The 21,484-nt window shown below is 63.0% G+C and carries 21 protein-coding genes and 1 pseudogene; 10 read left to right on the top strand and 12 right to left on the bottom strand.

The window, feature by feature from the left end; translation table 11 throughout:
* Nucleotides 1-18: 18 nt before the first annotated feature.
* The gene (locus AC3WLD_RS07230) at nucleotides 19-849 is read left to right on the top strand and encodes a universal stress protein (RefSeq protein ID WP_492556272.1); all 831 of its coding nucleotides are present in this window, start codon (nucleotides 19-21) and stop codon (nucleotides 847-849) included.
* An 85-nt stretch (nucleotides 850-934) separates the two neighbouring features.
* Here AC3WLD_RS07230 and cls read toward each other — a convergent pair whose 3' ends face one another.
* Nucleotides 935-2,353: a cardiolipin synthase gene (gene cls, locus AC3WLD_RS07225; protein ID WP_492556271.1), complete on the bottom strand. Its 1,419-nt coding sequence runs from the start codon at nucleotides 2,351-2,353 to the stop codon at nucleotides 935-937.
* A 138-nt stretch (nucleotides 2,354-2,491) separates the two neighbouring features.
* Nucleotides 2,492-2,983, bottom strand: coding sequence for a Dps family protein (locus AC3WLD_RS07220; RefSeq protein ID WP_492556270.1), 492 nt, complete (start codon nucleotides 2,981-2,983; stop codon nucleotides 2,492-2,494).
* 463 nt (nucleotides 2,984-3,446) lie between these two features.
* On the opposite strand from AC3WLD_RS07220, the gene AC3WLD_RS07215 reads away from it, so the two are divergent.
* Nucleotides 3,447-4,124, top strand: a complete 678-nt coding sequence (locus AC3WLD_RS07215; protein WP_066211555.1) for a BON domain-containing protein — start codon at nucleotides 3,447-3,449, stop codon at nucleotides 4,122-4,124.
* A 131-nt stretch (nucleotides 4,125-4,255) separates the two neighbouring features.
* On the opposite strand, the gene AC3WLD_RS07210 is transcribed toward AC3WLD_RS07215, so the two are convergent.
* Complete coding sequence (locus AC3WLD_RS07210; protein WP_492556269.1) at nucleotides 4,256-4,762, bottom strand: hypothetical protein; 507 nt, start codon at nucleotides 4,760-4,762, stop codon at nucleotides 4,256-4,258.
* Nucleotides 4,763-4,895: 133 nt separating this feature from the next.
* Nucleotides 4,896-6,062: an acetate/propionate family kinase gene (locus tag AC3WLD_RS07205; protein ID WP_492556268.1), complete on the bottom strand. Its 1,167-nt coding sequence runs from the start codon at nucleotides 6,060-6,062 to the stop codon at nucleotides 4,896-4,898.
* A gap of 488 nt (nucleotides 6,063-6,550) precedes the next feature.
* Here AC3WLD_RS07205 and clpB point away from each other — a divergent pair, with 488 nt between their 5' ends.
* The gene (clpB, locus tag AC3WLD_RS07200) at nucleotides 6,551-9,169 is read left to right on the top strand and encodes an ATP-dependent chaperone ClpB (protein ID WP_492556267.1); all 2,619 of its coding nucleotides are present in this window, start codon (nucleotides 6,551-6,553) and stop codon (nucleotides 9,167-9,169) included.
* A 71-nt stretch (nucleotides 9,170-9,240) separates the two neighbouring features.
* On the top strand, nucleotides 9,241-9,699 hold the full coding sequence (locus AC3WLD_RS07195) for a thioredoxin family protein (RefSeq protein ID WP_492556266.1): 459 nt from the start codon (nucleotides 9,241-9,243) through the stop codon (nucleotides 9,697-9,699).
* Between the two features lie 107 nt (nucleotides 9,700-9,806).
* On the opposite strand, the gene AC3WLD_RS07190 is transcribed toward AC3WLD_RS07195, so the two are convergent.
* From AC3WLD_RS07190 to AC3WLD_RS07180, 3 genes are read right to left on the bottom strand one after another with little or no spacing between them, the layout of a single operon-like run.
* Nucleotides 9,807-10,172 (bottom strand): SPW repeat domain-containing protein, encoded by a 366-nt coding sequence (locus AC3WLD_RS07190; RefSeq protein WP_492556265.1) that lies wholly within the window; start codon nucleotides 10,170-10,172, stop codon nucleotides 9,807-9,809.
* Entirely contained in the window at nucleotides 10,165-10,728 is a 564-nt protein-coding gene (locus AC3WLD_RS07185; protein WP_492556264.1) for an NADH dehydrogenase ubiquinone Fe-S protein 4, read from the bottom strand. Before AC3WLD_RS07185 ends, AC3WLD_RS07190 begins: the two co-directional genes overlap by 8 nt.
* 53 nt (nucleotides 10,729-10,781) lie before the next feature.
* Nucleotides 10,782-11,255, bottom strand: a complete 474-nt coding sequence (locus AC3WLD_RS07180) for an Hsp20 family protein (RefSeq protein WP_492556498.1) — start codon at nucleotides 11,253-11,255, stop codon at nucleotides 10,782-10,784.
* 347 nt (nucleotides 11,256-11,602) lie between these two features.
* On the opposite strand from AC3WLD_RS07180, the gene AC3WLD_RS07175 reads away from it, so the two are divergent.
* The gene (locus AC3WLD_RS07175; RefSeq protein ID WP_492556263.1) at nucleotides 11,603-12,163 is read left to right on the top strand and encodes an Hsp20/alpha crystallin family protein; all 561 of its coding nucleotides are present in this window, start codon (nucleotides 11,603-11,605) and stop codon (nucleotides 12,161-12,163) included.
* A 329-nt stretch (nucleotides 12,164-12,492) separates the two neighbouring features.
* Here the strand turns inward: AC3WLD_RS07175 and AC3WLD_RS07170 are convergent, their stop codons facing one another.
* Complete coding sequence (locus tag AC3WLD_RS07170; protein WP_066211525.1) at nucleotides 12,493-12,678, bottom strand: hypothetical protein; 186 nt, start codon at nucleotides 12,676-12,678, stop codon at nucleotides 12,493-12,495.
* A 328-nt stretch (nucleotides 12,679-13,006) separates the two neighbouring features.
* On the opposite strand from AC3WLD_RS07170, the gene AC3WLD_RS07165 reads away from it, so the two are divergent.
* Nucleotides 13,007-13,639, top strand: a complete 633-nt coding sequence (locus AC3WLD_RS07165) for a hypothetical protein (protein WP_492556262.1) — start codon at nucleotides 13,007-13,009, stop codon at nucleotides 13,637-13,639.
* 25 nt (nucleotides 13,640-13,664) lie between these two features.
* Here the strand turns inward: AC3WLD_RS07165 and AC3WLD_RS07160 are convergent, their stop codons facing one another.
* Nucleotides 13,665-14,360 carry a Crp/Fnr family transcriptional regulator gene (locus AC3WLD_RS07160; protein WP_492556261.1) on the bottom strand — a complete coding sequence of 232 codons (696 nt, stop codon included), beginning with the start codon at nucleotides 14,358-14,360 and terminating at the stop codon, nucleotides 13,665-13,667.
* A gap of 203 nt (nucleotides 14,361-14,563) precedes the next feature.
* Here AC3WLD_RS07160 and AC3WLD_RS07155 point away from each other — a divergent pair, with 203 nt between their 5' ends.
* Together AC3WLD_RS07155 and AC3WLD_RS07150 are read left to right on the top strand one after the other, a co-directional pair.
* On the top strand, nucleotides 14,564-15,223 hold the full coding sequence (locus AC3WLD_RS07155) for an HdeD family acid-resistance protein (protein ID WP_492556260.1): 660 nt from the start codon (nucleotides 14,564-14,566) through the stop codon (nucleotides 15,221-15,223).
* 107 nt (nucleotides 15,224-15,330) lie between these two features.
* Nucleotides 15,331-15,442: pseudogene (locus AC3WLD_RS07150) on the top strand (histidine phosphatase family protein); the annotation flags it as partial.
* A gap of 133 nt (nucleotides 15,443-15,575) precedes the next feature.
* Here AC3WLD_RS07150 and AC3WLD_RS07145 read toward each other — a convergent pair.
* The 3 genes from AC3WLD_RS07145 to AC3WLD_RS07135 form a co-directional block, all read right to left on the bottom strand.
* Nucleotides 15,576-16,526, bottom strand: coding sequence for an LptA/OstA family protein (locus AC3WLD_RS07145; RefSeq protein WP_492556259.1), 951 nt, complete (start codon nucleotides 16,524-16,526; stop codon nucleotides 15,576-15,578).
* A 218-nt stretch (nucleotides 16,527-16,744) separates the two neighbouring features.
* Nucleotides 16,745-18,178: a glutamate synthase subunit beta gene (locus AC3WLD_RS07140; RefSeq protein WP_492556258.1), complete on the bottom strand. Its 1,434-nt coding sequence runs from the start codon at nucleotides 18,176-18,178 to the stop codon at nucleotides 16,745-16,747.
* Nucleotides 18,179-18,209: 31 nt separating this feature from the next.
* Nucleotides 18,210-18,536 carry a hypothetical protein gene (locus tag AC3WLD_RS07135; protein ID WP_492556257.1) on the bottom strand — a complete coding sequence of 109 codons (327 nt, stop codon included), beginning with the start codon at nucleotides 18,534-18,536 and terminating at the stop codon, nucleotides 18,210-18,212.
* Nucleotides 18,537-19,126: 590 nt separating this feature from the next.
* Here AC3WLD_RS07135 and rpoH point away from each other — a divergent pair.
* Both rpoH and AC3WLD_RS07125 read left to right on the top strand, forming a co-directional pair.
* Entirely contained in the window at nucleotides 19,127-19,987 is an 861-nt protein-coding gene (gene rpoH, locus AC3WLD_RS07130) for an RNA polymerase sigma factor RpoH (protein ID WP_492556256.1), read from the top strand.
* A gap of 927 nt (nucleotides 19,988-20,914) precedes the next feature.
* Nucleotides 20,915-21,238, top strand: a complete 324-nt coding sequence (locus AC3WLD_RS07125; RefSeq protein ID WP_492556255.1) for a DUF1476 domain-containing protein — start codon at nucleotides 20,915-20,917, stop codon at nucleotides 21,236-21,238.
* The last annotated feature ends 246 nt before the right edge of the window (nucleotides 21,239-21,484 follow it).

The raw sequence follows: 21,484 nt of genomic DNA, 5'->3' as shown, positions 1-21,484 counted from the left end.
CAGCAACGAGGAGCTTCCATGCAAGTCCGGGATCTATTGCTTCAATTGACGACCTATCCTGTGCCCACGCCGGATTGGGCGATCGAAGCGGCTGTGGCGATCGCAGGATTGTTCGATGCACGCGTGTCGGGCGCCGTTTGCAAGGTCAAGATGCCGGCGGTTTCCAATTTTCTCGCTGACGCGCTGGTCGATGCCAATGAAGCGATCGCTGCCGCGAACAAGAAAAGCGAGGACAACGCACAAAACCTGCTGTCTCGATTCAGAGAACTTGTACCCCCGCAGCACTGCGGCGAGGAGCTGAAGATCGATTGCGGGGCCATGGTGTCCTCCCTCGATATCGCCGCGCAAGCAAGGGTCGCCGACATGACCATCATTCCGAACTATGGCCATACGGGTCCGATTGCCGAGGACCTGGTGTTCGACTCCGGGCGGCCGGTCCTGCTTCTGCCCGTATCCGAGGGCGCCCCAAAGCCGAGTTTCGATCATGTTGTCGTTGGATGGGATGGAGGCCGCGCAGCTGCGCGGGCGCTAGCCGATGCGCTGCCGATCTGCGCTCGAGCCGCTTCCGTCAAGGTCGTGACGATTACTGGCGACAAGGCGCTCGACCGTGACATTCAAGACGGCCTCAGGCGCCACCTCAAGGCGCATGCCATCGAGGCGGACCTAATCGAGCGCCCGGCAGCGGGTGCTGACGCCGGATCGGCGCTCCTCGAGTTCTGCCGAAGCTCAGGAGCCGGGCTGCTGGTGATGGGAGCGTATGGCCATTCCCAGCTGCGGGAATTTATCTTGGGCGGCGCAACGAGGACCGTCGTGGCGGAGGCGGACTTGCCCGTCCTTATGGCACACTGATGCAAGCCAACCGTTTGCCGCTACGCTGAGGATCGGCCGCCTGCACCCCCAAATGCTCCAAGGCGCGCCGGCGCCCCGCTCGCCGTCAGAGCAATGGGCTGAACAGCCGGGCGATGTTCTCGGCCGTCTTCACGGCCAGGCCGCGGCGTTTCCACTCATCCGGCATGAGCTGAGTGCTCTGCTGCATGCGCCATGCTTCGAGCGTTCGAAGAGCGGTTGCCGCCTCCTGATCATAGAGCACGAGGCTGATCTCGGAGTTGAGCGCGAAGGAGCGCATGTCGACATTGCTGGAGCCTACCACGGCGACGGTGCCGTCGATGCTCATGTGCTTGGCATGGAGAAAGCCCGGCTGGTAGAGGTGGATCGCAGCGCCGGCCCTGAGCAGCTCGGCGTAATACGACCGCTGCGCCAGGTGAACCAGCGGATGGTCAGACCGGCCGGACAGCAGGAGATGAACCTCAGCGCCGCGGAGAACCGCAACTTGTAGTGCCTGAAGCAGCGGCTCGCTCGGAACAAAGTAGGGTGTCGAAATCACCACCCGTTCTCTGGCCGAGTGGATGAGCGCGACAAAGAGCTCGTCAATCCCGCCCGCCTCGAGGTCGGGACCACTCGGCAAGACCTGGGCGAGACTCGTACCGACCTCTTCCTGAGCAGGATAAAGCACGGTTTCGGCAAGCTCCGTCTCGGTTTCGAGGTACCAGTCCGCCACGAATACCGCCTGCAGTTCGCCGACGACGGGCCCCCGGACGCGAACCATCAATTCGTGATTTGGCCAACCAAAGCCATGCTCGGCATCGATGACGTTCTGGGACCCTGTATAGCCGATGCGACCATCGATCACGACGATCTTGCGATGGTTGCGAAGATCGATCCGGGTCGTCCGCCCTAGCACGCGGATCGGCAGGATACGGTGCACCTCAATCCCGCGGGGTCGCAGCCGCGCCACTATGGCGTGAGCCCATTGCCGCGAGCCGACGGCATCGATTAGCAGGCGGCAGGTCACTCCGCGCGCCGCGGCCCTGACCAGCGCCGACATGATCCGATCCCCCGTCCCATCCGTCGAGAAGATATAGAACAGCAGGTGGACCTGATCCCGCGCGCCATCGATGTCCTTGACGAGCCTGTTGATGGTGTCGTCATAATCGGTCAGGAAATCGACAGCATTGCCCTCGAGCAGCGGCATCCTGCCGATGCCCCTGATCAAGGCGACCGCGGACGCTTGCGCCGGCAACAGCTCAGGTGGCCGGGCGGCGCATTCAATCCGCGCGATGGCCCTTTCGATGACCGGCCCCAGCTGCGCGACCCGCTGTCGGCGCCAGCGGGGATGAACCGGGCGGCCGATGGCGAGATAGAGGGCCAGCGCAACCCAGGGAGCGACGAAGAAGAGAAGCAGCCAACTTTGTGTCGCCGTCGGCGAACGTCTGAAGGGAACGATGACGAGCGCTCCAAGGCGAATGGCCCAGGTTGCTGCGAGGAGCAACCACTCCCAAAGGTGGCCAGTCACGACTCCTTCCGCGAGCAGGCGCGCAGCATTACGGTCCCAGCCGGGCAGAGCGCTCCCGGCCCGCGCCGATGCTTTCGCCGTTCAGCTTCCTTGCCGCGCGAGACGGCCCTAAGCTCAAGTGGCAGAGTGCCGCAGCGCTCAGCCTTCCAGCAAAGCACGAAGCATCCACGCGTTCTTCTCATGAGCGCCAATGCGCTGCGTTAGAAGGTCCGCGGTCGCTTCGTCGTTCGCGGAGTCAGCGGTGGGAAAGAGCTTGCGCGCCGTGCGAGCCGTGGTCTCATGCCCTTCCGCCAGGATACGGATCATTTCCTCTGCTTTCGGTGGCAGCTCTGGCGCGTCAGGCAGCGAGCTCAGCGAGCCGAACTGCGCATAGGACCCGGGAGCGGGACAGCCCAGCGCTCTTATTCTTTCGGCGATGGGATCGACTGCGTTCCACAGCTCGGTGTATTGCGTCATGAACATCGCATGGAGGCTGTTGAACATCGGCCCGGTGACGTTCCAGTGGAAGTTGTGAGTGGTGAGATACAACGTGTAAGTGTCCGCCAGCAGATGCCCAAGCCCATCGACGATGGCGGCTTGGTCTTCAGGGCTAATCCCGATGTTCCTCGTCACAGTTTGCGCGTCTTGCATAGTGGTCTCCAAAGATGATGCAGGCACCGATGGGCGGCGAGCGTAGCTCGGGGGGCCGAGCGATCTCACCCATGCCCGTGATGCCGGTCTCTGTGTTGGGCTGCTCCAAGTGCGAGCCCGCTTTCCGGCATGGGCAATGCGGCGCAGATGGAGAAGTTCCCGGCAGGAGTTTAGTCTTCAACGATCCTGTAGGACTTGACCTAGATCAGACATTTCGCATCGCGGGGCCTAGCCTGGCCTCGTGTCCAGACATCTTGCCGCGGGCGTCGATCAGGTCGTGCGATCGGCGATCCCACGCTTGCCGCAAGCTAGGAAGCGTGGCGCGCAATCTCGGGCACTCCGAATTTTTTAAGCGCCTGACATTGCTCAGCGCCGGACGCGGTGCCGTCACTAATTCTTCACGCGCGGGGGAGCCTCAACCGCCGGGTTATCACCCCGGCGCTTAGAAGAAAGGACCCAACCCATGTCTATCTTCAAGACTGATGACAAGACGCGCACCGACGACAAGATCCAGAAGGATGTCGAGAGTGAAATCAAATATGATCCCTCGATCGTGCACGATGAGAACATCGCGGTTAAAGTGAAGGATGGCGTCGTCACTCTGACGGGGGTGACGAACACCTACATGGATTCCTACTACGCCGAGAAGGCAACGAAACGTGTCGCCGGCGTCAGGGCGGTCGCGAACGACATTGAGGTCAAGCTGTCGAGCGACCGTCTCGACCCGGAAATCGCGGAGGATGCGGTCAAAGCCATCCAGCGCGAACTCCCCTACTGCGCGGACAAGGTGAAGGCGACCGTCAAGAACGGGCTCATCACCCTCGAGGGCGAAGTGGAATGGAACTTCCAGAAGGAATGGGCAGCGCGCGGCGTGCGATCGATCAGGGGCGTGAAAGGCGTCACCAACCTCATCCGGGTAAAGCCGCGGGTCAGCCCGACCGAGGTCAAAAGGAAGATCGAGGACGCGCTTGTCCGCAGCGCCCAAGTGGATGCGCAGCACATCACCGTTGAGACCGACGGCGGAAAGATCACGCTCAAGGGCACCGTGAAATCGTGGGCCGAGCGGCGCGAAGCCGAACGCTCGGCCTGGGCCGCGCCCGGGGTGACGAGCGTCGATAATCACATCACGATCGTGCCCTAGGCGAGAGGGGGACTCGTCGCTTCCAGGACGGCGAGCCCCCTCTCCAGCCTCCGCGAGACGAGGTCATGCTTGTCGCCGAGGGTTGTAACCCGGCGTGTTGCCTTGGGAGGGCGCCATATCGCCGCTTGCAGCTAGCGACGGGCCAATATGCGGCTCACCTCAAACCGCGTGCCGCCGCCTTGGGCTGCTCCGCCATTACACAACTCGACGATCATTCGTGCCTCGATCACCCGAGCAAGCTTGTCGCTGGACCTCGGCTGATCCATCAGCCGCACGCCGGGGCCGCGGAACAGTTGACGGTAGAGACGCCAGTAATGCCGCCATTCTGAGCTGCCCTCCCCGGTGGTGACGGTCACATGTCCCGACTTGATCGGCATGTAGGCGACGCTTCTCTGCAGCCGCGCCTCTCGAAGGACAAAACAGCTTTCGCCTCTCTCGGCGGCAAGTTCGGCAGAGCGCCTGAGCATCATGTTACGGACGGTGTCGCTGCTCCAGCTGTTGGGCGCCAAACCGCGGAACTCGAAGGTCCGCGGTCCTTGTGCCTCGATCTCGACGATCGGCAATCCGCCGCGCGCGGCGGGGGCGGCAATAGCGACTTGCGCAGCGGCGACGGCCGAAAGGAAAAGCACTGTTCGCATCGCCCTCTCCTGCCGAGGTGGTCGCATAGCTATCCTGTGTTGCTGCGCGCGCCCTGACATGAGTCAGCAAACGCCGGCGCGCCGTCATCGCTCCACTCGCTGCAGAGGAACGCGATCAGCCAGTCGAGCTCTCTCAGGCAGCAAGCCGCGGGCCCACCAGCTCATAGGTATGTCGGCCGATCACGCGCTCCTCATCAGTGGGAACGACCTCGACGCGGATTGGACTCTCGGCATCTGAAACCACCGCCGAGCCTTCAGCATTAGCCTTCTCGTCGAGAGTGACACCCATCCACTCCATCCGCCGGCAGATCCGTTCACGGAGCGCGGGGACGTTCTCCCCGATGCCGCCGGTGAAAACCAGCCGGTCCAATCCGCCGAGTGTGGCCGCCAGCGCTGCGATGTGACGCACCACGTGGAAGGCGAACAGGTCGAGCGCTTTCCGAGCCTCCGGCGCTTCGGAGGCAAGCAGGGTCCGCGCATCCGCCGCGATGCCGGACACGCCAAGCATCCCACACTCGTTGTAGAGGAAGTGCTCCAGCTCATCGACCGTGAAGCGTTTCTTGCGAAGCAGCCACAGGAGAATGCCCGGGTCGATCGCACCGGGACGAGTCGCCATCACCAGTCCCCCCAGCGCGGAAAAGCCCATGGTCGTATCGACGCTCTTCAGCCCGTGCATGGCGCAAAGGCTGGCTCCTTGTCCAAGGTGTGCGACAATGATGCGGTCGCGCTCGGCACCGTCGCTCCGACTTGAAAGGGCTTCCGCCACGGCTTCATAGGAAAGGCCGTGGAAGCCGAAGCGGCGCACGCCCTCATATTCCGATGCTCGCGGAACTGCGTAGCGAAGCGCCGGCAGATCAATCGTGCTGTGGAAGGCGGTATCGAAGCAGGCGACCTGAGGGGTTCTGGGAAAGCGTTCACGCAACAGTTTGATGGGCAGGAGGCAGGCCAGCTGCCCCGGCGCCAGGACGGCCAGCTCGGCGAGCTCTTCGAGCACTTCCTCGTCGACCAGGACCGGATCGATGAACCGCGAGCCGCCATGCAGGACCAGATGCCCGATCCCACGCAACGGCGTCGACAGATGATGCTGGATCCAGTCGAGCAGCCGGAGAATGAGCGTTTCGTGCGCAGCAGGCTGCCACTGGTCCCTCGCTACACGCGTGCCGAGCGGGCCATCCACCTTCAATTGCGGGAAACCCTGGAACTCGTCGAGCGAGCCGCGCAGCAGCTCCTGCAGTTCGGGCCGCGTCCGAAAGAGCGCGAACTTGATGTTCGAGGAGCCGATGTTGAGCGCCAGGATCATCGCATCGATCTACCCTGCGGCGTTTGCCATCACCTTAACGCCTGGTCGACCGCGCCCGGCTGCCGCTTCTGTTGCCGCGTTCGCTTGAATGTGCCTCACCAACTTCGCTGACGCAAAACCGTCAAGCCCCAAACATAGCTCCCATTTCCGCCCACGAGCTGACACAGGTCAGCGCCCCTGCAGGAACAATGACTAGCCTTGGCCGAGCTACGTCCGCTTCGGAAGGCACCTGTCACTGTCTTGCCGGCAGCGAACCCGAAGGCTTTGGAGCTGCTTAATGCGCCGAACACGCGCCCTCCCTCATCGCCGAGCCTGTCGCGCCCGGCGCTGCGCGAGCTATCCGCACGACATGAGCCAACCTTGAGGCGCACCTCTCAATTATGGAGCGGTTTAGGGCACCTGATGCCGAATGTGGTGTTTGATCAGCGTCTGGCTGTGCCTTCGCGCAAAGGCACACGCACAGATCAAGAATCGATAAGGAGCTAGCGATGAATCTTGAAAAGTTCACCGATCGCGCCAAGGGCTTCCTTCAATCGGCCCAAACCGTTGCGATCCGAATGAATCATCAGCGGATCGCCCCCGAGCATCTGCTGAAGGCGCTGCTTGAAGACGAACAGGGCATGGCGTCGGGGCTCATCCAAGCGTCGGGTGGCGATGCCAGGGCGGCGCTGCGTGAAACGGATATCGCGCTTGGCAAGCACCCGCAGGTTTCGGGCGGGGGCGCGCAGCAACCGCCCGGGCTCGACAACGATGCCGTCCGGGTCCTCGATCAGGCTGAGCAGATCGCTCAAAAGGCGGGCGACAGCTACGTCACCGTGGAGCGGCTGCTCCTGGCGCTCACGCTTGCCTCCACCACTGCGGCCGGCAAGGCGCTCGCGAGTGCCGGATTGAAGGCCGATGCTCTGAACGCCGCCATCGAGCAGCTGCGCGGCGGTCGTACCGCCGATACGCCGGGCGCCGAGGATCGGTATGATGCCCTCAAGAAGTTCGCGCGCGACCTCACCCAGGCTGCGCGTGGCGGCAAACTCGACCCGGTCATCGGTCGAGACGAGGAGATTCGGCGCACTGTCCAGATCCTCGCTCGCCGCACGAAGAACAACCCGGTGCTGATCGGCGATCCCGGTGTGGGGAAGACGGCAATCGCGGAAGGCCTCGCGCTGCGGATCGCCAACGGCGACGTCCCGGATTCGCTGAAGGATCGCCGGCTGATGGCGCTCGACATGGGCGCGCTTATCGCGGGCGCCAAATATCGCGGCGAATTCGAGGAGCGACTGAAGGGCGTGCTCGACGAGGTAAAGCAAGCCAAAGGCGAGGTCATCCTGTTCATCGACGAGATGCACACGCTGGTCGGCGCTGGCAAGGGCGAAGGCGCTATGGATGCCTCCAACCTCCTGAAGCCGGCGCTCGCTCGGGGCGAGCTGCATTGCATCGGCGCGACCACGCTCGATGAATATCGCAAGCACGTCGAGAAGGATGCGGCTTTGCAGCGGCGTTTCCAACCGGTGTTCGTGGGCGAGCCGACGGTCGAGGACACGATCTCGATCCTGCGCGGTCTCAAGGAGAAGTATGAGTTGCACCACGGCGTGCGGATCACGGACGGGGCGATCGTCGCGTCCGCCACGCTCTCCCATCGCTACATCAGCGATCGATTCCTGCCCGACAAGGCCATCGACCTGATGGACGAGGCGGCAAGCCGCATCCGCATGGAAGTCGAATCCAAGCCCGAGGAGATCGAAATCCTCGATCGCCGCGTCATTCAGATGAAGATCGAGCGCGAGGCGCTCAAGAAGGAGAGCGACGCGGCATCTAAGGACCGGCTGAGCCATCTCGAGCACGAGCTGGCGCAGCTCGAGCAGCAGGCCGCAGAGCTGACCCAGCGGTGGCAGGCCGAGCGCGAGAAGATCCAGTCGGAAGCGAAGCTCAAGGAGCAGCTCGACCAGGCCCGTCTGGAGCTCGATCAGGCGCAGCGGTCGGGCGATCTCGCGAAGGCCGGCGAGCTTGCCTACGGCCGCATCCCGCAACTCGAAAAGCAGCTCGAGGAGGCTCAGGCGGCCAGTCAGGGCGCGATGCTGCGCGAGGAAGTGACCGCCGAGGATATTGCCGCGGTGGTATCGCGCTGGACGGGTATTCCGGTCGACAAGATGCTCGAAGGCGAGCGCGAGAAGTTGCTCCACATGGAGGACGAGATCGGGAAGCGCGTAATTGGCCAGGAGCAGGCGGTGCAAGCCGTGTCGCGCGCGATCCGCCGCGCCCGCGCCGGGCTGCAGGATCCGAACAGACCGATGGGCTCGTTCCTGTTCCTCGGTCCGACGGGCGTCGGCAAGACCGAGCTCACCAAGTCCCTGGCCGAGTTCCTGTTCGACGATTCGCAGGCGATGGTCCGAATCGACATGTCCGAGTTCATGGAGAAGCACTCGGTCGCGCGCCTGATCGGCGCACCGCCCGGCTATGTCGGCTACGAGGAAGGCGGCGTGCTGACAGAGGCGGTTCGCCGGCGGCCCTACCAGGTGGTGCTGTTCGACGAGGTGGAAAAGGCGCACAACGACGTCTTCAACGTGCTGCTTCAGGTTCTCGATGACGGCCGGCTAACCGATGGCCAGGGACATACGGTCGATTTCGCCAACACTATCATCATCCTCACCTCGAACCTCGGCAGCCAGTTCCTTTCGAATCTCACCGATGACCAGCAGGTCGAGTCCGTCGAGCCGCAGGTGATGGAGATCGTTCGTGCCCATTTCCGGCCGGAGTTCCTGAACCGGCTTGACGAGATCATCCTGTTCCACCGCCTCAGCCAGGAGCACATGGCGCCGATCGTCGACATTCAGGTCGCGAGGATCCAGAGCCTGCTCAAGGATCGCAAGGTCCGGCTCGAGCTGACCGATGGAGCGCGGGCATGGCTCGGCCGCGTCGGGTATGATCCCGTCTACGGGGCGAGGCCGCTGAAGCGAGCCATTCAGAGGTACCTGCAGGACCCACTGTCGGAGCTTCTTCTGCGCGGCGTGGTGCCTGATGGATCGACCGTCAGGGTCGAAGAGGCGGATGGTGAGCTCAGATTGGTGCCTCAGAACGGCCAGGCAGCCGAACAACCGCAAGCTCAGGCGGCCTGACCACACAGGGTCATGGCAGCCCAGCGCTGCCATGACCCTTTGAGGGATCCGGCCTTCCCCAGGAGAGCAAAATGCCCGTTCAGCGAAAAATCATTTGTCCGCACTGCGATGCGATCAACAAGGTTCCTGGCGATCGCCCCGCCCAGAAGGCAAGTTGCGGCCGCTGCCATCAGAAGCTGTTTTCGGGTGGGCCGGTCGAGCTTGAAGGGCCGCGGTTCCACAAGCACCTGGCGAACTCGGACGTGCCGCTGATCGTGGACTTTTGGGCGCCGTGGTGCGGGCCCTGCCGGAGCATGGCGCCGACATTCGACCGCGCAGCTCAAATGCTGGAACCGCATGCACGGTTCGTCAACGTGGATGCGAACGCCGCGCTGGCGAACGAATTTGGCGTTCAGGGTATACCGGCCTTGTTCGCCTTCCAGGGCGGCAAGGTCGCTTTTCGGCACTCCGGCATAGCGGATCTCGGAATGCTACGAGGCTGGGTCGATCGCCTCGCGGCTTCCTCTTCTGGGCCGCACGCGAGGGCGTGACACCAACAGCAGAAGCGGCGAGATTGGAAGGCCTCCTCTGAGGCAAGTTCTTCGGCCCTGCCATCAAGCCTGGCTGCCGAGGCGGCCATGAGGTCGCCTCGGCGGCTTCAGCCGGGCAGATAGTTGCCCCAGCCCCGGTCACGGAACGTCGCCATGGCGCCCACCCATGCCAGCACGGCGGCAAGAATGTGAGTGCGGAAGGCCGCCGGAATATCGAATCCGAAGCCTAGAACCGCCGGCGCGATCAGGGCCCATAGTCCAAGCACGAGCAGCGCCAGCGGGGTCCAGGTGGCGGGTCCGACGGAGTTCGCGGCCCCCACGAGAAGGAAAAGCGCGGACAGCGCCCAAACGCTCCCAGTCGCAATGCCATGTTCAGCGAACGCGAACAGCCACGGAGTGAAGAAAAGACCCATAGCGACGAGAACCGTACCGATCTGCACCGCCCGGGCCTTCGGTGAGGCATTGTCAGGCATGAACGTCCTCCATCTGCTTTAGTGCGGGATAATTGCCGCAGCACAGCGCATGCGGTCCGGTCGGCCAGCAGCAGAGAGGCGGTATCGGCTGGAGCTCGAAGGCTTGCTTCGTGGCTGGCGCGCGGCTCGACGAGCGCGGTGGGTCCCTCGTTTCGTACGTGAGGCCCAGACGCTCGCAGTACCGCACGGCAGCGTCGCGATCTGCAAATCGCAGTTCGACCTGGGTGAGCGGATCGCGACTCCCCGTCCAGCCCATCAGCGGATCAATGACAGGCTTTTCGCGCGGACGGAAGCGCAGCCGCCACTCGCCGCGCCGAGCCCGCCCGCCCTGGTTCGTTGCGAGCGGGAACGGCTCGATGATCGCGACGGCATCGTTAGGCAGAGAACTCGCATAGCGCCCCAACGAACGGTCGAGCGATGCTCCTTTTGCGGCGGCCTGGTTGTCGTTGGCGCCCATCAGCGCCTGCCGCTCTACCCCCTTCTGCTCGGCGGCGCATGAAAGGGGCTGGCAATCCGCTATGCGTTCAACTTGCATATCCCAATCCTCCTCCGACACGGCTTTGCCGCCGCGCCGATGCGGGACGGCGAGCGGCAAAGCGCTTTCGAGACTTAAGCAGCCGCGTTTTCGGTCGCGCGCTGCTTTCCCGATCCAGCCGGGTTGCTGGCGATCTCGATCTTGCGGGGCTTCATGGCTTCCGGGACCTCGCGCTGCAGCGTGATGGTGAGGAGGCCATTCGCGAACTCGGCCGTCTTGACCTGCACGAAGTCAGCGAGCTGGAAGCGCCGCTCGAAGGAGCGTCGCGCGATGCCGCGGTGGATGAATTTGTCGGGCTTTTCGTCCTCGGCCTTCTTGCCCGAGATCGTCATCAGATTCTGCTGAGCGACGATCTCGATTTCGTCAGGGCGGAAGCCCGCCACGGCCAGCGTGATCCGGTAAGAATCCTCGTCGAGCCGTTCGATGTCATAGGGAGGGTATCCGTCGTCGGAATTCGAACCGGCACTGTTCATGAAGTCGAACAGGCGGTCGAAGCCCACTGTGGAGCGCCGGTAGGGCGCCAGATCCAAATAGTTCGTAGTCCTCATAGCCAAATCCTCCATTGAGCAATTTGGGCATGAGAGGGGTCGGAATAGAGAGCCGACGCCCTCTTGTCCCAGCCGGACCCATTGTGGCGTCCAGCTAGCAAAAATGTAGGCAGACGACCTCCGAGTTCAAGACGAAAAGGGGCGTTCAAGCACTGAAAATCTTGCTGAAAAATGGTCGCCCCGTGGCGCGATTTCCCCTGGGGACCAATCCTGCCGAGGGTCGCCACTCTTACCTCTTTTCCGCCGTGTCTCCTCCGATTGCCCCAGAGAGCACCAGCGCATCCCTCGACCGTCTGAGATAAGTCAGAGCGGGGCAGCGCCAACCGGACGATGAGGAGATCAGAGACGTGCCTGTGCACGCCTCGCGAGCAATCCGATTCGGATACGAAAGGAGAGACTGCGTGGCCATTCGTGATTTGATTCCGTGGGGGCGACAGCAAGATCGCAGCGAGATCGTGTCGGGCGATCAACCATCGACCCATCCCTTCCTTGCGCTTCACCGCGAGATGAACCGTGTCTTCGACGACGTCTTTCGGTCCATGAACCTTCCGGCCTTTGGCGGCGCAAGCGGCAGCCTCAGCTGGCCCAAGCTCGAGCTCAGCGAGACTGACAAGGAGGTCCGCATTGCCGCTGAACTGCCCGGGCTCGATGAGAAGGACGTCGAGGTTTCCGTTGAGGAGGGCGTCCTGACCGTGCGCGGGGAAAAGAAGTCGGAAACCGAAGACAAGGAGCGTGGCTATTCGGAACGCTCCTACGGGCGCTTCGAACGCCAGATCGGCCTGCCCGCCGGCGTCGAGCAGGACAAGGCGACCGCCACCTTCAACAAGGGCGTGCTGACCATAACCTTGCCCAAATCCGCCGAGGTGATCGAGAGCACCCGCCGCATTCCGATCAACGCGAAATCGTAACCGTCCGGGTCGCCTCGATCGGTGGCGAGCGGGCGCCATAGACAGAGATCGGCCGCCACGTTGCTGACGGCCGATCGTTCTCGCCGGATCGTCTTACAAGGCTCCGCGCGCCGCTAGGCGTCACTTTCAGCGTGGGATGGGCTGTGTTCGAGAGACTTGGCCGAGCGAGCCTGACCGATCGAATCTCCGTGCCTGAGCCTGCCGGGTGAGAAGATCTTCTGCGGCGATGCGCGGCGCGCTGCCTTGGCGGTTTGGCTCCTGATAATGCTCGCCCGGTGACGCGCAAGTCCAGCGGGTCTCAAAAGTGCGCCGGCCGAAGGAAACTGCCGCTAGGGCATCCAGCTCGGCGGATCGCTCGCGGGAAACGATTCGATGCCGGCCTCCTCGACCGGATCAAGGCCACCGGGCGGCGCCGGCTCGTCGTCCGCCGTCTTGTTCTTAGGGTCCTTTTCAGTTCCGGCAGCGGCTCGCGGCTTATTCGCGTCGGCATCCACAGATTCGTCGTTTTCGGTCAACGTTTCCTCCTCACGATCGGCACAGTGCCACGGCGGAGCTCTGGGATCATGGCCGGTGCGCGGCGCCGCACGCCATAGATTTAGCCCGCCGAGCCGTTGAACATCCCCGAGCCAAGTTTGTTTCGGGAGTTTCAGACGAGCGACACTGCGACCTGAGCAGCGATCCATTTGGCTCTTCGGAAATGCAACTTACGCGAGAAATCGCAATGCCTGCCTGAGCTATGTCAGCGTCCATGCCAATCGAATCTTTATCCTCCTAGGCGATTATCCGGGCGGATCCTTCCGCACGTTTGGTCATCCGCGGCGGGCGCTGCTTTGGAGGACAAGAGTGTCGAAGACGCAGGAGCACGAAGTCGTCGATACCGTGCGGGTGCGCGAGGTCGTCGGGACGGTCTCGAACCTGCCATTGCTCGAGAGCATGGTGAGCGCGCTCACATCGGCAGGCTTCGACAACGCCGATATAGATTTGATGGCGAGCCCAGAAACGGTTCGCGCAAAATTGGGGCGGATCTACGCCGACCCTATCCAGCTGGCGGAAGTACCCGAACTGCCTCGTCGCAAACTCATCACCCCGGATGAGCGCGCGACGATCACCGGAGTGGTGTTCGGCACGCTGGTGGCGTTTGGAGCCCTTGGCGTGGGGCTGCCTCTCCTAGCCTCCGGCGGGGCGCTGGCGACGGCGATCGCCGGCAGCGCTGGCGGCGGACTGGCCGGCGCCGCGATCGCCGGAAAGGTTCGCAAGATCCTGACGAAAGATGCCGATCCCGACACTCTGGCATGGGACCTGCGCAACGGGGGCCTCGTCCTTTTTGTCCGGGTTCGCGATGAAGCGCGGGAAAAGAAGGCGCAGGAGATCATGCGCAAACATGGTGCGCTGAACGTTCATGTCCATGAGATTGAGATTCGCAAGACACTGGACGAGCTGCCCCTCGCCACGATCCAGCCCGACCCATGGCTGTAGCAGCAGTCCCCTACGCTGCTGCCCCCTACAGCAACAGACGTGCTGAGCGGGTCTGGGGCAGCGAATATCCCGAGAAGGCGCTCATTCCGGTCCTGTCCACAATCCTCAGGCCGTTCAAAGAGATTGACGCGAGCTCGCGCCGACGGAGCTCGCGCATGGAGCGGCTGATATGAGTGTCGGAGAGACCGAGCAGATCGGCGAGGTGGCGGCGCTGCAATGGGAAGTAGCACCAGCCATCGCTTGCCATGCCAAGAGCCTGGAGACGGTCGAACAGCTCCAACAAGAAGTACGCAAGGCGTTCCGGCGCGGTCATTCTGGATATCAGCGCCAGCCGCGCATCGGCCCGCCGTTCGTCTTCGAGCAGAGCAAGCACCATCGCTCCGGTCAGAGCGCCAAACTCAGCGTACAGATCGTCGAGCGTGCGGCCGGAAAGCACACACAAGGTCACAGGAGTCAGGCTCTCGACCCCGCTGTCCGACGCGCCCAGTACCAGCTGCTGCAAGCCGATGGTGCTGCCGGGAAGCAGAATGTCGACGATTTGCCGCTGCCCGGTTTCGGTCAGGCGATAGCGAAAGGCCCAGCCCGAATAGAGCGTATAGAGCCCTCCTTCGAACTGGCCCGGTCGGATGATGGTGTGGCGTGCAGGCAGATCGATCTGGCCCGACTTGAGGTTACGGACAAAGGCAAGCTCGGGAAGCGTGAACTGTTTGAAGCGCGCCATCCGCCTCAGGGCACATTCGTCACATGGCACAAAGTTCATCGGCACACCCGTCCTTGAGGTCGATGCGCGCTAGCAGGTAAGGAGACATATGTCACATCACGGGCAGAAATGCAGCCCTCCTTTGGTGGCAGCAGCTGACCGGCTAGTCGCGCGCGAGAGGATAGCGCGGCTGGCCGACATGCAGACGCGCGGGAGTTGAAGCAATGGTCCAGCATGGTGGAGCAGTCTCGGCGGCGAACGATATGGCCGAAACGGACGAATTGGCAGGCCCAACTCGCCTCAGCTGGCAATGGACAGTAGCGCGGGGTGTTCTGACGCTCATCCTGGGCGTGGTGAGCTTGCTCTTCCCGATAAGCGCGCTCTTCGCTTTCACCCTGGTCTTTGCCGGCTATTCGTTCATCGACGGCATCCTCGCGCTCGTGACGGGCCTCACGGCTGACAGGAAGAAGGGCGGGCGCTGGTGGAGCCTCATCCTTCGCGGCGTCTTCGGCATCGTCATCGGCGCACTCTTTGTCCTGTGGCCCTTCCCGATGACGGTAAGCTACGCCGTGGTGTCGACGATCCTCCTGGCCGCCTGGGCGTTCCTGGGCGGAATAGCCGAGCTTTCGGCCGCGATCCGGCTTCGCAAGGAGATCAACGGTGAATGGCTGCTCGCGACCTCCGGAATTCTTCTGATTCTCATCGGCGCCGCTATTCCGGTGCTTTGGATATTGCAGCCCGCTGCCACGCTGGTGTCGTACGCCTGGATGCTGGGCATCGCCTTCATCATGATCGGGACCTTGCTCATTGTGCTGGGATTCCGCCTCCGCAAGCTCACCGCCAGACGGAGCCGTCCGCGCAAGATTCCCATTCGGACCGAGTAGCCGCGGCCCACGACGTTGCGCTTTGCCATACAGTCAGGCCGGGCGCTGCCTTGGCGGGCGCCGCGCTTGAGAATTGCTCGATGGCCACTGCATAGTCCGGAGTAGTCATGCCCCAGCTTGTGCTGATCCGCCCACGGACAGTCAGTCTGGAATCTCGAGAATCGCTTCGCCGGCTGGTGGGATGTGAACCTCACGGAGACCGGAATACGGGAGGCTAAGCCTCTTCCCCTGTCGCCGACCTGCTACATCGAACTGCGTATGGCGTCGACAAGCTCTTGAGGACGCCACGGAGCGACTCACCGCGGTGCGCCTGGTCGCGCCACCTGGCGTTTTCCCGGCCCGGAATGATCCCCTATCCGCTTGGAACGGAAAAGGTACCCGACACGCGCCCTCCTCTTCCGCCGCTTCCCTCGACTCTGGCGACGTCCCTCGCCAGGTCGATTGAAATACTGCCGCTCTTGAGTGTGTCGGCACCTCGCCGTAGCGCCACGTCGCCCTGCAAGATGATGACCCGGCGATCCAATTCATAAACGGCCTGGTTGCCGCGCGCGCTTTCATTCCCACGCGTCACGATCACATTTCCGGTGGCTGTGATCCGCTGGACGTCCAGCGCTGGCCGATCGCTGTAAGCAACCGTTGCACATCTAGCTCGCAGTGCCACAGCTGCCTGTGTGACCTTCACATTGCCGCAAAGATCCACGCGCTTGCTTCGGTTTCGCACTTCGATCCGCTCGGCGGCCAAGTGGACCGGCGGCTGTCTGCTCGGGGGAGCACTCGCCTGCGGCAGACGAGATGCATCAAGCGCCCCGGGCAGCATGTGCAGCTGGGCATTCCCCTCGAGGGCGATCACCTGCTCGTCGAGAACCGCGACCATGCGCTCGGCACTGAAAGTCCCTGCCGGAGATCGCCCCTCGACACCGCTGCTGCCGATGGCGCGACGCGTAGTCAGGTCGATCACGACGGAGTCGGTAAGCATGCGATAGCCATTGGCGGCTTCGAACCGGACCGGTCCTCCAATGGCTATCTTGTCGATCTCGAAATTGTACGAGCCCCCCGGTGCCCAGATGCGGGCCGGGCCGTCCGCAATCTCGATCCACGCCGCCAGGTTCGTCAGTTCCACGACTGCACGCTCGGCGGAAGCTTGCACCGCGCGCGCTGCCGTAATGCCGAATAGGCGGCCTTGCCGGTCCTGTCCGCGATACGAAGCCCCGTCGACCCGCAGGCGCTCGTGGGCCACAGGCACTTTGTTGCGATCGACGAGGAAGCTGATCTCGCGGCGTTGCCAAAGCGGTAGAAGGACCATGATGGCGAAAACCAGGCCGATAGCCGCCGGCAGCGCCCCGTTCAGAAAAGAAACGAGACGGTCGCGGAAGCCGCCCGGTGCCGCCCTCGCGCGCCGTCGACTTCTGACGTCGGCCTGGGCGATCCGGTTCGAACCTATGGGGTCGCTTTCATGCTGGGTATGCTCAAGGCGTGTGCCGATCTCGCGCGAACGCGCAGCCGCCGGGCTCGCGGCGGCGGTCAGCGCGGCAGATCGCTTACTCCCATCAGTGCGGCATCCACGGCATGAGCGGCCTGGCGCCCTTCGCGGATCGCCCAGACCACCAGCGACTGCCCCCGCCGCATGTCGCCGCATGCAAAGATCCGGGGATCGCTCGTCCGGTAGTCAACCGCGCTCGCAGCGACATTGCCGCGGCCGTCGAAAGCGACGCCTGCCTGATCGAGCAGACCCTGTCTGTGCGGGCCAACAAAGCCCATCGCGAGAAGGATGAGGTCGGCTTTCAGGGTGAATTCGCTGCCTGGCACTTCGCGCATCCGGCCCTCCGCCCATTCGAGCCGCACGCATTCCAGACCCGTCACGTCCTTGTCGCCGAGGACGCGCTTTGCCAGCACCGCCCATTCGCGCGTCACGCCTTCCTCATGGCTGGTGGAGGTGCGTAGCTTTAGGGGCCAGTTGGGCCAGCTCAGCGCTTTGTTCTCCTTCTCCGGCGGTTTGGGCATGATCTCGATCTGCGTGACCGAGGCTGCCCCTTGACGGTTCGATGTTCCAACGCAGTCCGAGCCGGTGTCGCCGCCGCCGATCACCACGACATGCTTGCCGGTTGCTAGAAGCGAGCCGTTGGGCGCGGCCCGCAGCTCGTCATCGCCAGCATTGCGCCTGTTCTGCTGGACCAGGAATTCCATCGCGAACCGCACGCTGGGCAGCTCCACGCCAGGGATGGCGAGCCTGCGCGGCTCTTCGGCTCCGCCGGCGAGCACGATCGCGTCATAGTTTTCTTTGAGCGATTTGACCGAGAGGTTGAGCCCGACCTCTGTCGACGTGCGAAACTCGACCCCTTCCTCCAACATCTGGGTCATCCGGCGGTTTATCAGGTGCTTTTCCAACTTGAAGTCGGGGATGCCATAGCGAAGCAGCCCCCCGATCCGATCGTTCTTCTCGAACACGGTGACGTTGTGACCGGCGCGCGCGAGCTGCTGCGCGCAAGCGAGACCTGCTGGGCCCGATCCGACCACGGCCACCGCCCTGCCGGTGCGCCGGGCGGGGATTTGAGGCACAATCCAGCCTGCTTCCCAGCCCTTGTCGGTGATTGCGCATTCGATCGTCTTGATCGTGACCGGCTGGTCGATGATGTCGAGGGTGCAAGCGGCCTCGCAGGGAGCCGGGCAGACCCGGCCGGTGATCTCGGGGAAATTGTTGGTCGAGTGCAGGTTGTCCAGGGCCGTTTTCCAGTCGGCCTCGTAGCCGAGATCGTTCCAGTCCGGGATCATGTTGTTGACCGGGCAGCCGGCGTGACAAAAAGGAATGCCGCAGTTCATGCATCGCGAAGCCTGGGCACGCAGCTCGGACTCGGGCAGCGGCACGATGAATTCGTTGTAGTGCTTCACCCGGTCCTTGGGATCCGCGGCGCTTCGATCGTGGCGGTCGAGTTCGAGAAATCCGGTTTCCTTACCCATACACGTAACCTTGAAAACGAGACTTCAATGGCTAGGCGCTGAAGGAAATGCTGTTCGCGGCCGCGGGCTCCAAGCCGTCGTTAATTTCCAAGCGGCCCTGCTGCGCCACAATGATGAACCTCAGTTTTCGGCGAAATTTTGGACGCTCTGAGGGATTCGGCCGCCGCGAACATTCATCAGGCCTGCATCGAGCGGTCCCGCATTGAACGTTCGGAGCCATTCGGTCATCCTCGCCCCTCGGGAGGCAGCACTCCCGCTGCAACATCCTGGAAGCGGACACGTCGGCCGGGGCGTTGCGTATGATCGCGTCGATCTCGACCGAGGGCAGCAGCACTTCGGCGCGGGTGAAGTCGGTCATCGGCTAGGATTGCCGCGAAGAAGGAGTCGATCGCTGCCTGCCGCTCGGAGGCAAACACCGGCATTCCCGGCTCCGCGGGCGCGTCCTGATTTTCCGAACGGGACACCGACTCGGCTTCGTCTGCCGCGCAGCGTCGTTCATCACGAGATCCGCAGGCGCTGAAGGTGCGTATGCTATCGTCGATCATCACGACCAGCGCGTAATCGAGCGCGAGCGCGGAATGAATGAGCAGCTAGGCCGCCAGCTGTCGCGCCTCTGCATGGCAAGCTCGTCGTAGAGGCGGGCACTGAGCGGCTTGCCACCAGGCGCTACCACCTCGGAAGGTGGTGGCTGAGGCGTATATATTCATATCGCAAGCATTCCTGATCGGTCCCGAGGTTAAGCAGTCGCCAACCCCTCGACCGTCCGGACCGGAAGGGGTGGCGCGACCAACCCCATCTCGCACTTCCTCTGAAACGGAATCGGTCGCAGGGAATTTATGATTAGACTGCCCCTCGCAGCCGAAGGCATGCGGGACCGAGCGAACGAACGGCTAGCGGGATCTTGGAAAATTGGACTACGCGAGCAACAACCTCCCGACGCTGCCTCCATTGGACACGGACCAGGGCCTCAACCGCTATCTGGCCGAGATCAGGAAATTTCCGATCCTGTCGCCCGAGCAGGAGTACATGCTCGCCAAGCGCTTCCATGAGCACGGCGACACCGACGCCGCGGCCCAGCTCGTCACTAGCCACCTCCGCCTCGTCGCCAAGGTCGCGATGCAGTATCGGGGCTATGGTCTGCCGGTCGCCGACCTCATCGCGGAAGGCAACATCGGGCTGATGCAGGGCGTCAAGAAATTCGATCCCGATCGGGGCTTCCGCCTCGCCACATACGCCATGTGGTGGATCAAGGCTTCGATCCAGGAATTCATCCTGCGCAGCTGGAGCCTGGTCAAGATAGGCACCACCGCCGCCCAGAAGAAGCTCTTCTTCAATCTGCGGCGCATGAAGAAGAACCTCGAGGCTTACGCGGACACCGATCTCAAGCAGGCCGACGTCGCTACGATCGCCAAGGCTCTCGGCGTTACTGAGGCGGACGTCGTGGCGATGAACCGCCGCATGCTGACAGGCGGCGATGCATCGCTCAATGTGCCCCTTGGCGAGGACGGGGACAGCCAATGGCAGGACACGCTTCGCGACGACGCGCCGCTCCAGGACGACCTCATCGCCGAGGATGAGGAGGCGCGCATTCGCCGCGAGCTGCTCACCGAAGCCATGAAGGACCTCAACGAGCGCGAGCGTCATATCTTCACCGAGCGGAGACTGATCGACGAGCCCAAGACCCTTGAGCAACTGAGCCACGTCTATAACGTCAGCCGCGAGCGCGTCCGGCAAATCGAGGTTCGTGCGTTCGAGAAGCTCGAGAAGGCGATCCGGCGCTTAGCCGCCGAACGACGGCTGATCGCCTGACCACTGGCAAAGTAGAACCTCCGCCCACTCGCCCACCTTGTGTCCGATAAGTGTGATTCTCGGACATAATAGTGACCTCGAGAGGGGCATTTCACGGTCCCGAAATGGCATGCCCGCAGCGGTGGCGAAACGGCGGTCCCGGATTCCTGCGCGCCGAGATCGAGCGCGCGGCCTACTATGCGCGGGCGTCGCGGTCGCCGGAGACGCAGCGCGCTTACGCATCCGACTGGCGGATCTTCGTCGCCTGGTGCGATCAGCGCGGCAGAAGAAGCTGCCGGTAAGTCCAGGCGCCGTCGCCACCTTTCTCGCCGCGGAGGCCGGCGCCGGGGCCAAAGCCCTAACCATTGGCTGGCGCATGGCCTCAATTGGTTATCATCATCGACAGGCCGCTGAAGCGAAGGCGCGGTGATCGCGATCCCGGAGGAACGGCGCCCTCAGCAAAAGGCTCTTCTCCTCGCGTGGATGGCAGCGGCAGGACAAGGAGGGGCCGCTCTTCCGCCGGCTTAGCTGCGGCGGAGAAATTGACCAGGCACCCGATGTCGAACCGCGCGGTTGTCCGTCTGGTCGAGCGCTGTGCTCCGGATGCCGGTCTCGACCCACGCTTTTCGCCGGTCACTCGCTACGCTTAGGCTCCCCCACCGGGGCGCGAATCAGGCCGCGACCATCTTCAAGATGCGCGGTCAGCCGACACAAATCGGTGCAGGTCCTCTCCGAATATGTGGCTAGCTAAGATGTTCCGCGATTACGTCAGGGAAAATTTCCTCTGAGGCGAGCTTACGGCCTCACGATCTCCGCGTCTGCGAAACTCGCACAGGCTTGATGCATTACGCTCACTGAGAGACATCCGCAGGTACGTCGCTGAAGCGAATGCATGGAAGCAGGAAGCTTCGCACTCGGTTATTCGATATCTGGAGGACGAAACGGTACATGACGACCTTCCAAGATCGTGAACGCAGCAAGAAAGCGAAATTCGAACGCGACGAGGAACTGAGGTTTCGGATACAGGCACGCCGCGACCGCCTCCTTGCCCAGTGGGCTGCGAGCCGAATGGGACTCAGCGATGGTGAGACCGAGAGCTATGTCGGCGATGTCGTCAGGGCAGACTTCGAGGAACCCGGGGATGAAGATGTGATCCGAAAGGTTCTCGGCGACATGCTGAACGCAGCTATCGAGATAGAAGAAGATGAGGTCCGGGCCGTATTCGCTGACAAGCAGCATGAAGCGCGCCGCATGCTCGCGGGGGACGCCTGAGCCTGACGATTGCCGAGCACGAAACCGAATCCCCTGAAGCGGATTTAACCCGACATCGAACCTACCAGGCGGAGCGCTCGATTTGCTGGATCTGACGCTGGTAAACGACCTTGGCCCGTCGCTGTGGCCTGATCCCAAGCGGGTCGTGATCAGGCCGTTCGTTCCTGCCGGGACTGTCAGGATTTCCGTGTGCGGCCGGGCGGTTGATCATCAGGCCGCCATGGCTCTGATGAAACGTTCGCCGAA

The organism is Novosphingobium sp. FW305-C-111 (genome assembly GCF_058783565.1).
Note: the sequence above shows the minus strand (reverse complement) of the source record. Positions and strands in the feature narration are given on the sequence as shown.

Excerpts from the sequence above, each read along its gene's own strand:
- AC3WLD_RS07180 (WP_492556498.1), bottom strand. The coding sequence starts at position 11,255 with ATGAGGACTACGAACTATTTGGATCTGGCGCCCTACCGGCGCTCCACA.
- AC3WLD_RS07205 (WP_492556268.1), bottom strand. The coding sequence starts at position 6,062 with ATGATCCTGGCGCTCAACATCGGCTCCTCGAACATCAAGTTCGCGCTC.
- AC3WLD_RS07155 (WP_492556260.1), top strand. The coding sequence starts at position 14,564 with ATGGTCCAGCATGGTGGAGCAGTCTCGGCGGCGAACGATATGGCCGAA.
- AC3WLD_RS07140 (WP_492556258.1), bottom strand. The coding sequence starts at position 18,178 with ATGGGTAAGGAAACCGGATTTCTCGAACTCGACCGCCACGATCGAAGC.
- AC3WLD_RS07145 (WP_492556259.1), bottom strand. The coding sequence starts at position 16,526 with ATGGTCCTTCTACCGCTTTGGCAACGCCGCGAGATCAGCTTCCTCGTC.
- clpB (WP_492556267.1), top strand. The coding sequence starts at position 6,551 with ATGAATCTTGAAAAGTTCACCGATCGCGCCAAGGGCTTCCTTCAATCG.
- AC3WLD_RS07195 (WP_492556266.1), top strand. The coding sequence starts at position 9,241 with ATGCCCGTTCAGCGAAAAATCATTTGTCCGCACTGCGATGCGATCAAC.
- AC3WLD_RS07220 (WP_492556270.1), bottom strand. The coding sequence starts at position 2,983 with ATGCAAGACGCGCAAACTGTGACGAGGAACATCGGGATTAGCCCTGAA.
- AC3WLD_RS07135 (WP_492556257.1), bottom strand. The coding sequence starts at position 18,536 with ATGACCGACTTCACCCGCGCCGAAGTGCTGCTGCCCTCGGTCGAGATC.
- AC3WLD_RS07210 (WP_492556269.1), bottom strand. The coding sequence starts at position 4,762 with ATGCGAACAGTGCTTTTCCTTTCGGCCGTCGCCGCTGCGCAAGTCGCT.
- AC3WLD_RS07125 (WP_492556255.1), top strand. The coding sequence starts at position 20,915 with ATGACGACCTTCCAAGATCGTGAACGCAGCAAGAAAGCGAAATTCGAA.
- AC3WLD_RS07190 (WP_492556265.1), bottom strand. The coding sequence starts at position 10,172 with ATGCCTGACAATGCCTCACCGAAGGCCCGGGCGGTGCAGATCGGTACG.
- AC3WLD_RS07160 (WP_492556261.1), bottom strand. The coding sequence starts at position 14,360 with ATGGCGCGCTTCAAACAGTTCACGCTTCCCGAGCTTGCCTTTGTCCGT.
- AC3WLD_RS07215 (WP_066211555.1), top strand. The coding sequence starts at position 3,447 with ATGTCTATCTTCAAGACTGATGACAAGACGCGCACCGACGACAAGATC.
- AC3WLD_RS07230 (WP_492556272.1), top strand. The coding sequence starts at position 19 with ATGCAAGTCCGGGATCTATTGCTTCAATTGACGACCTATCCTGTGCCC.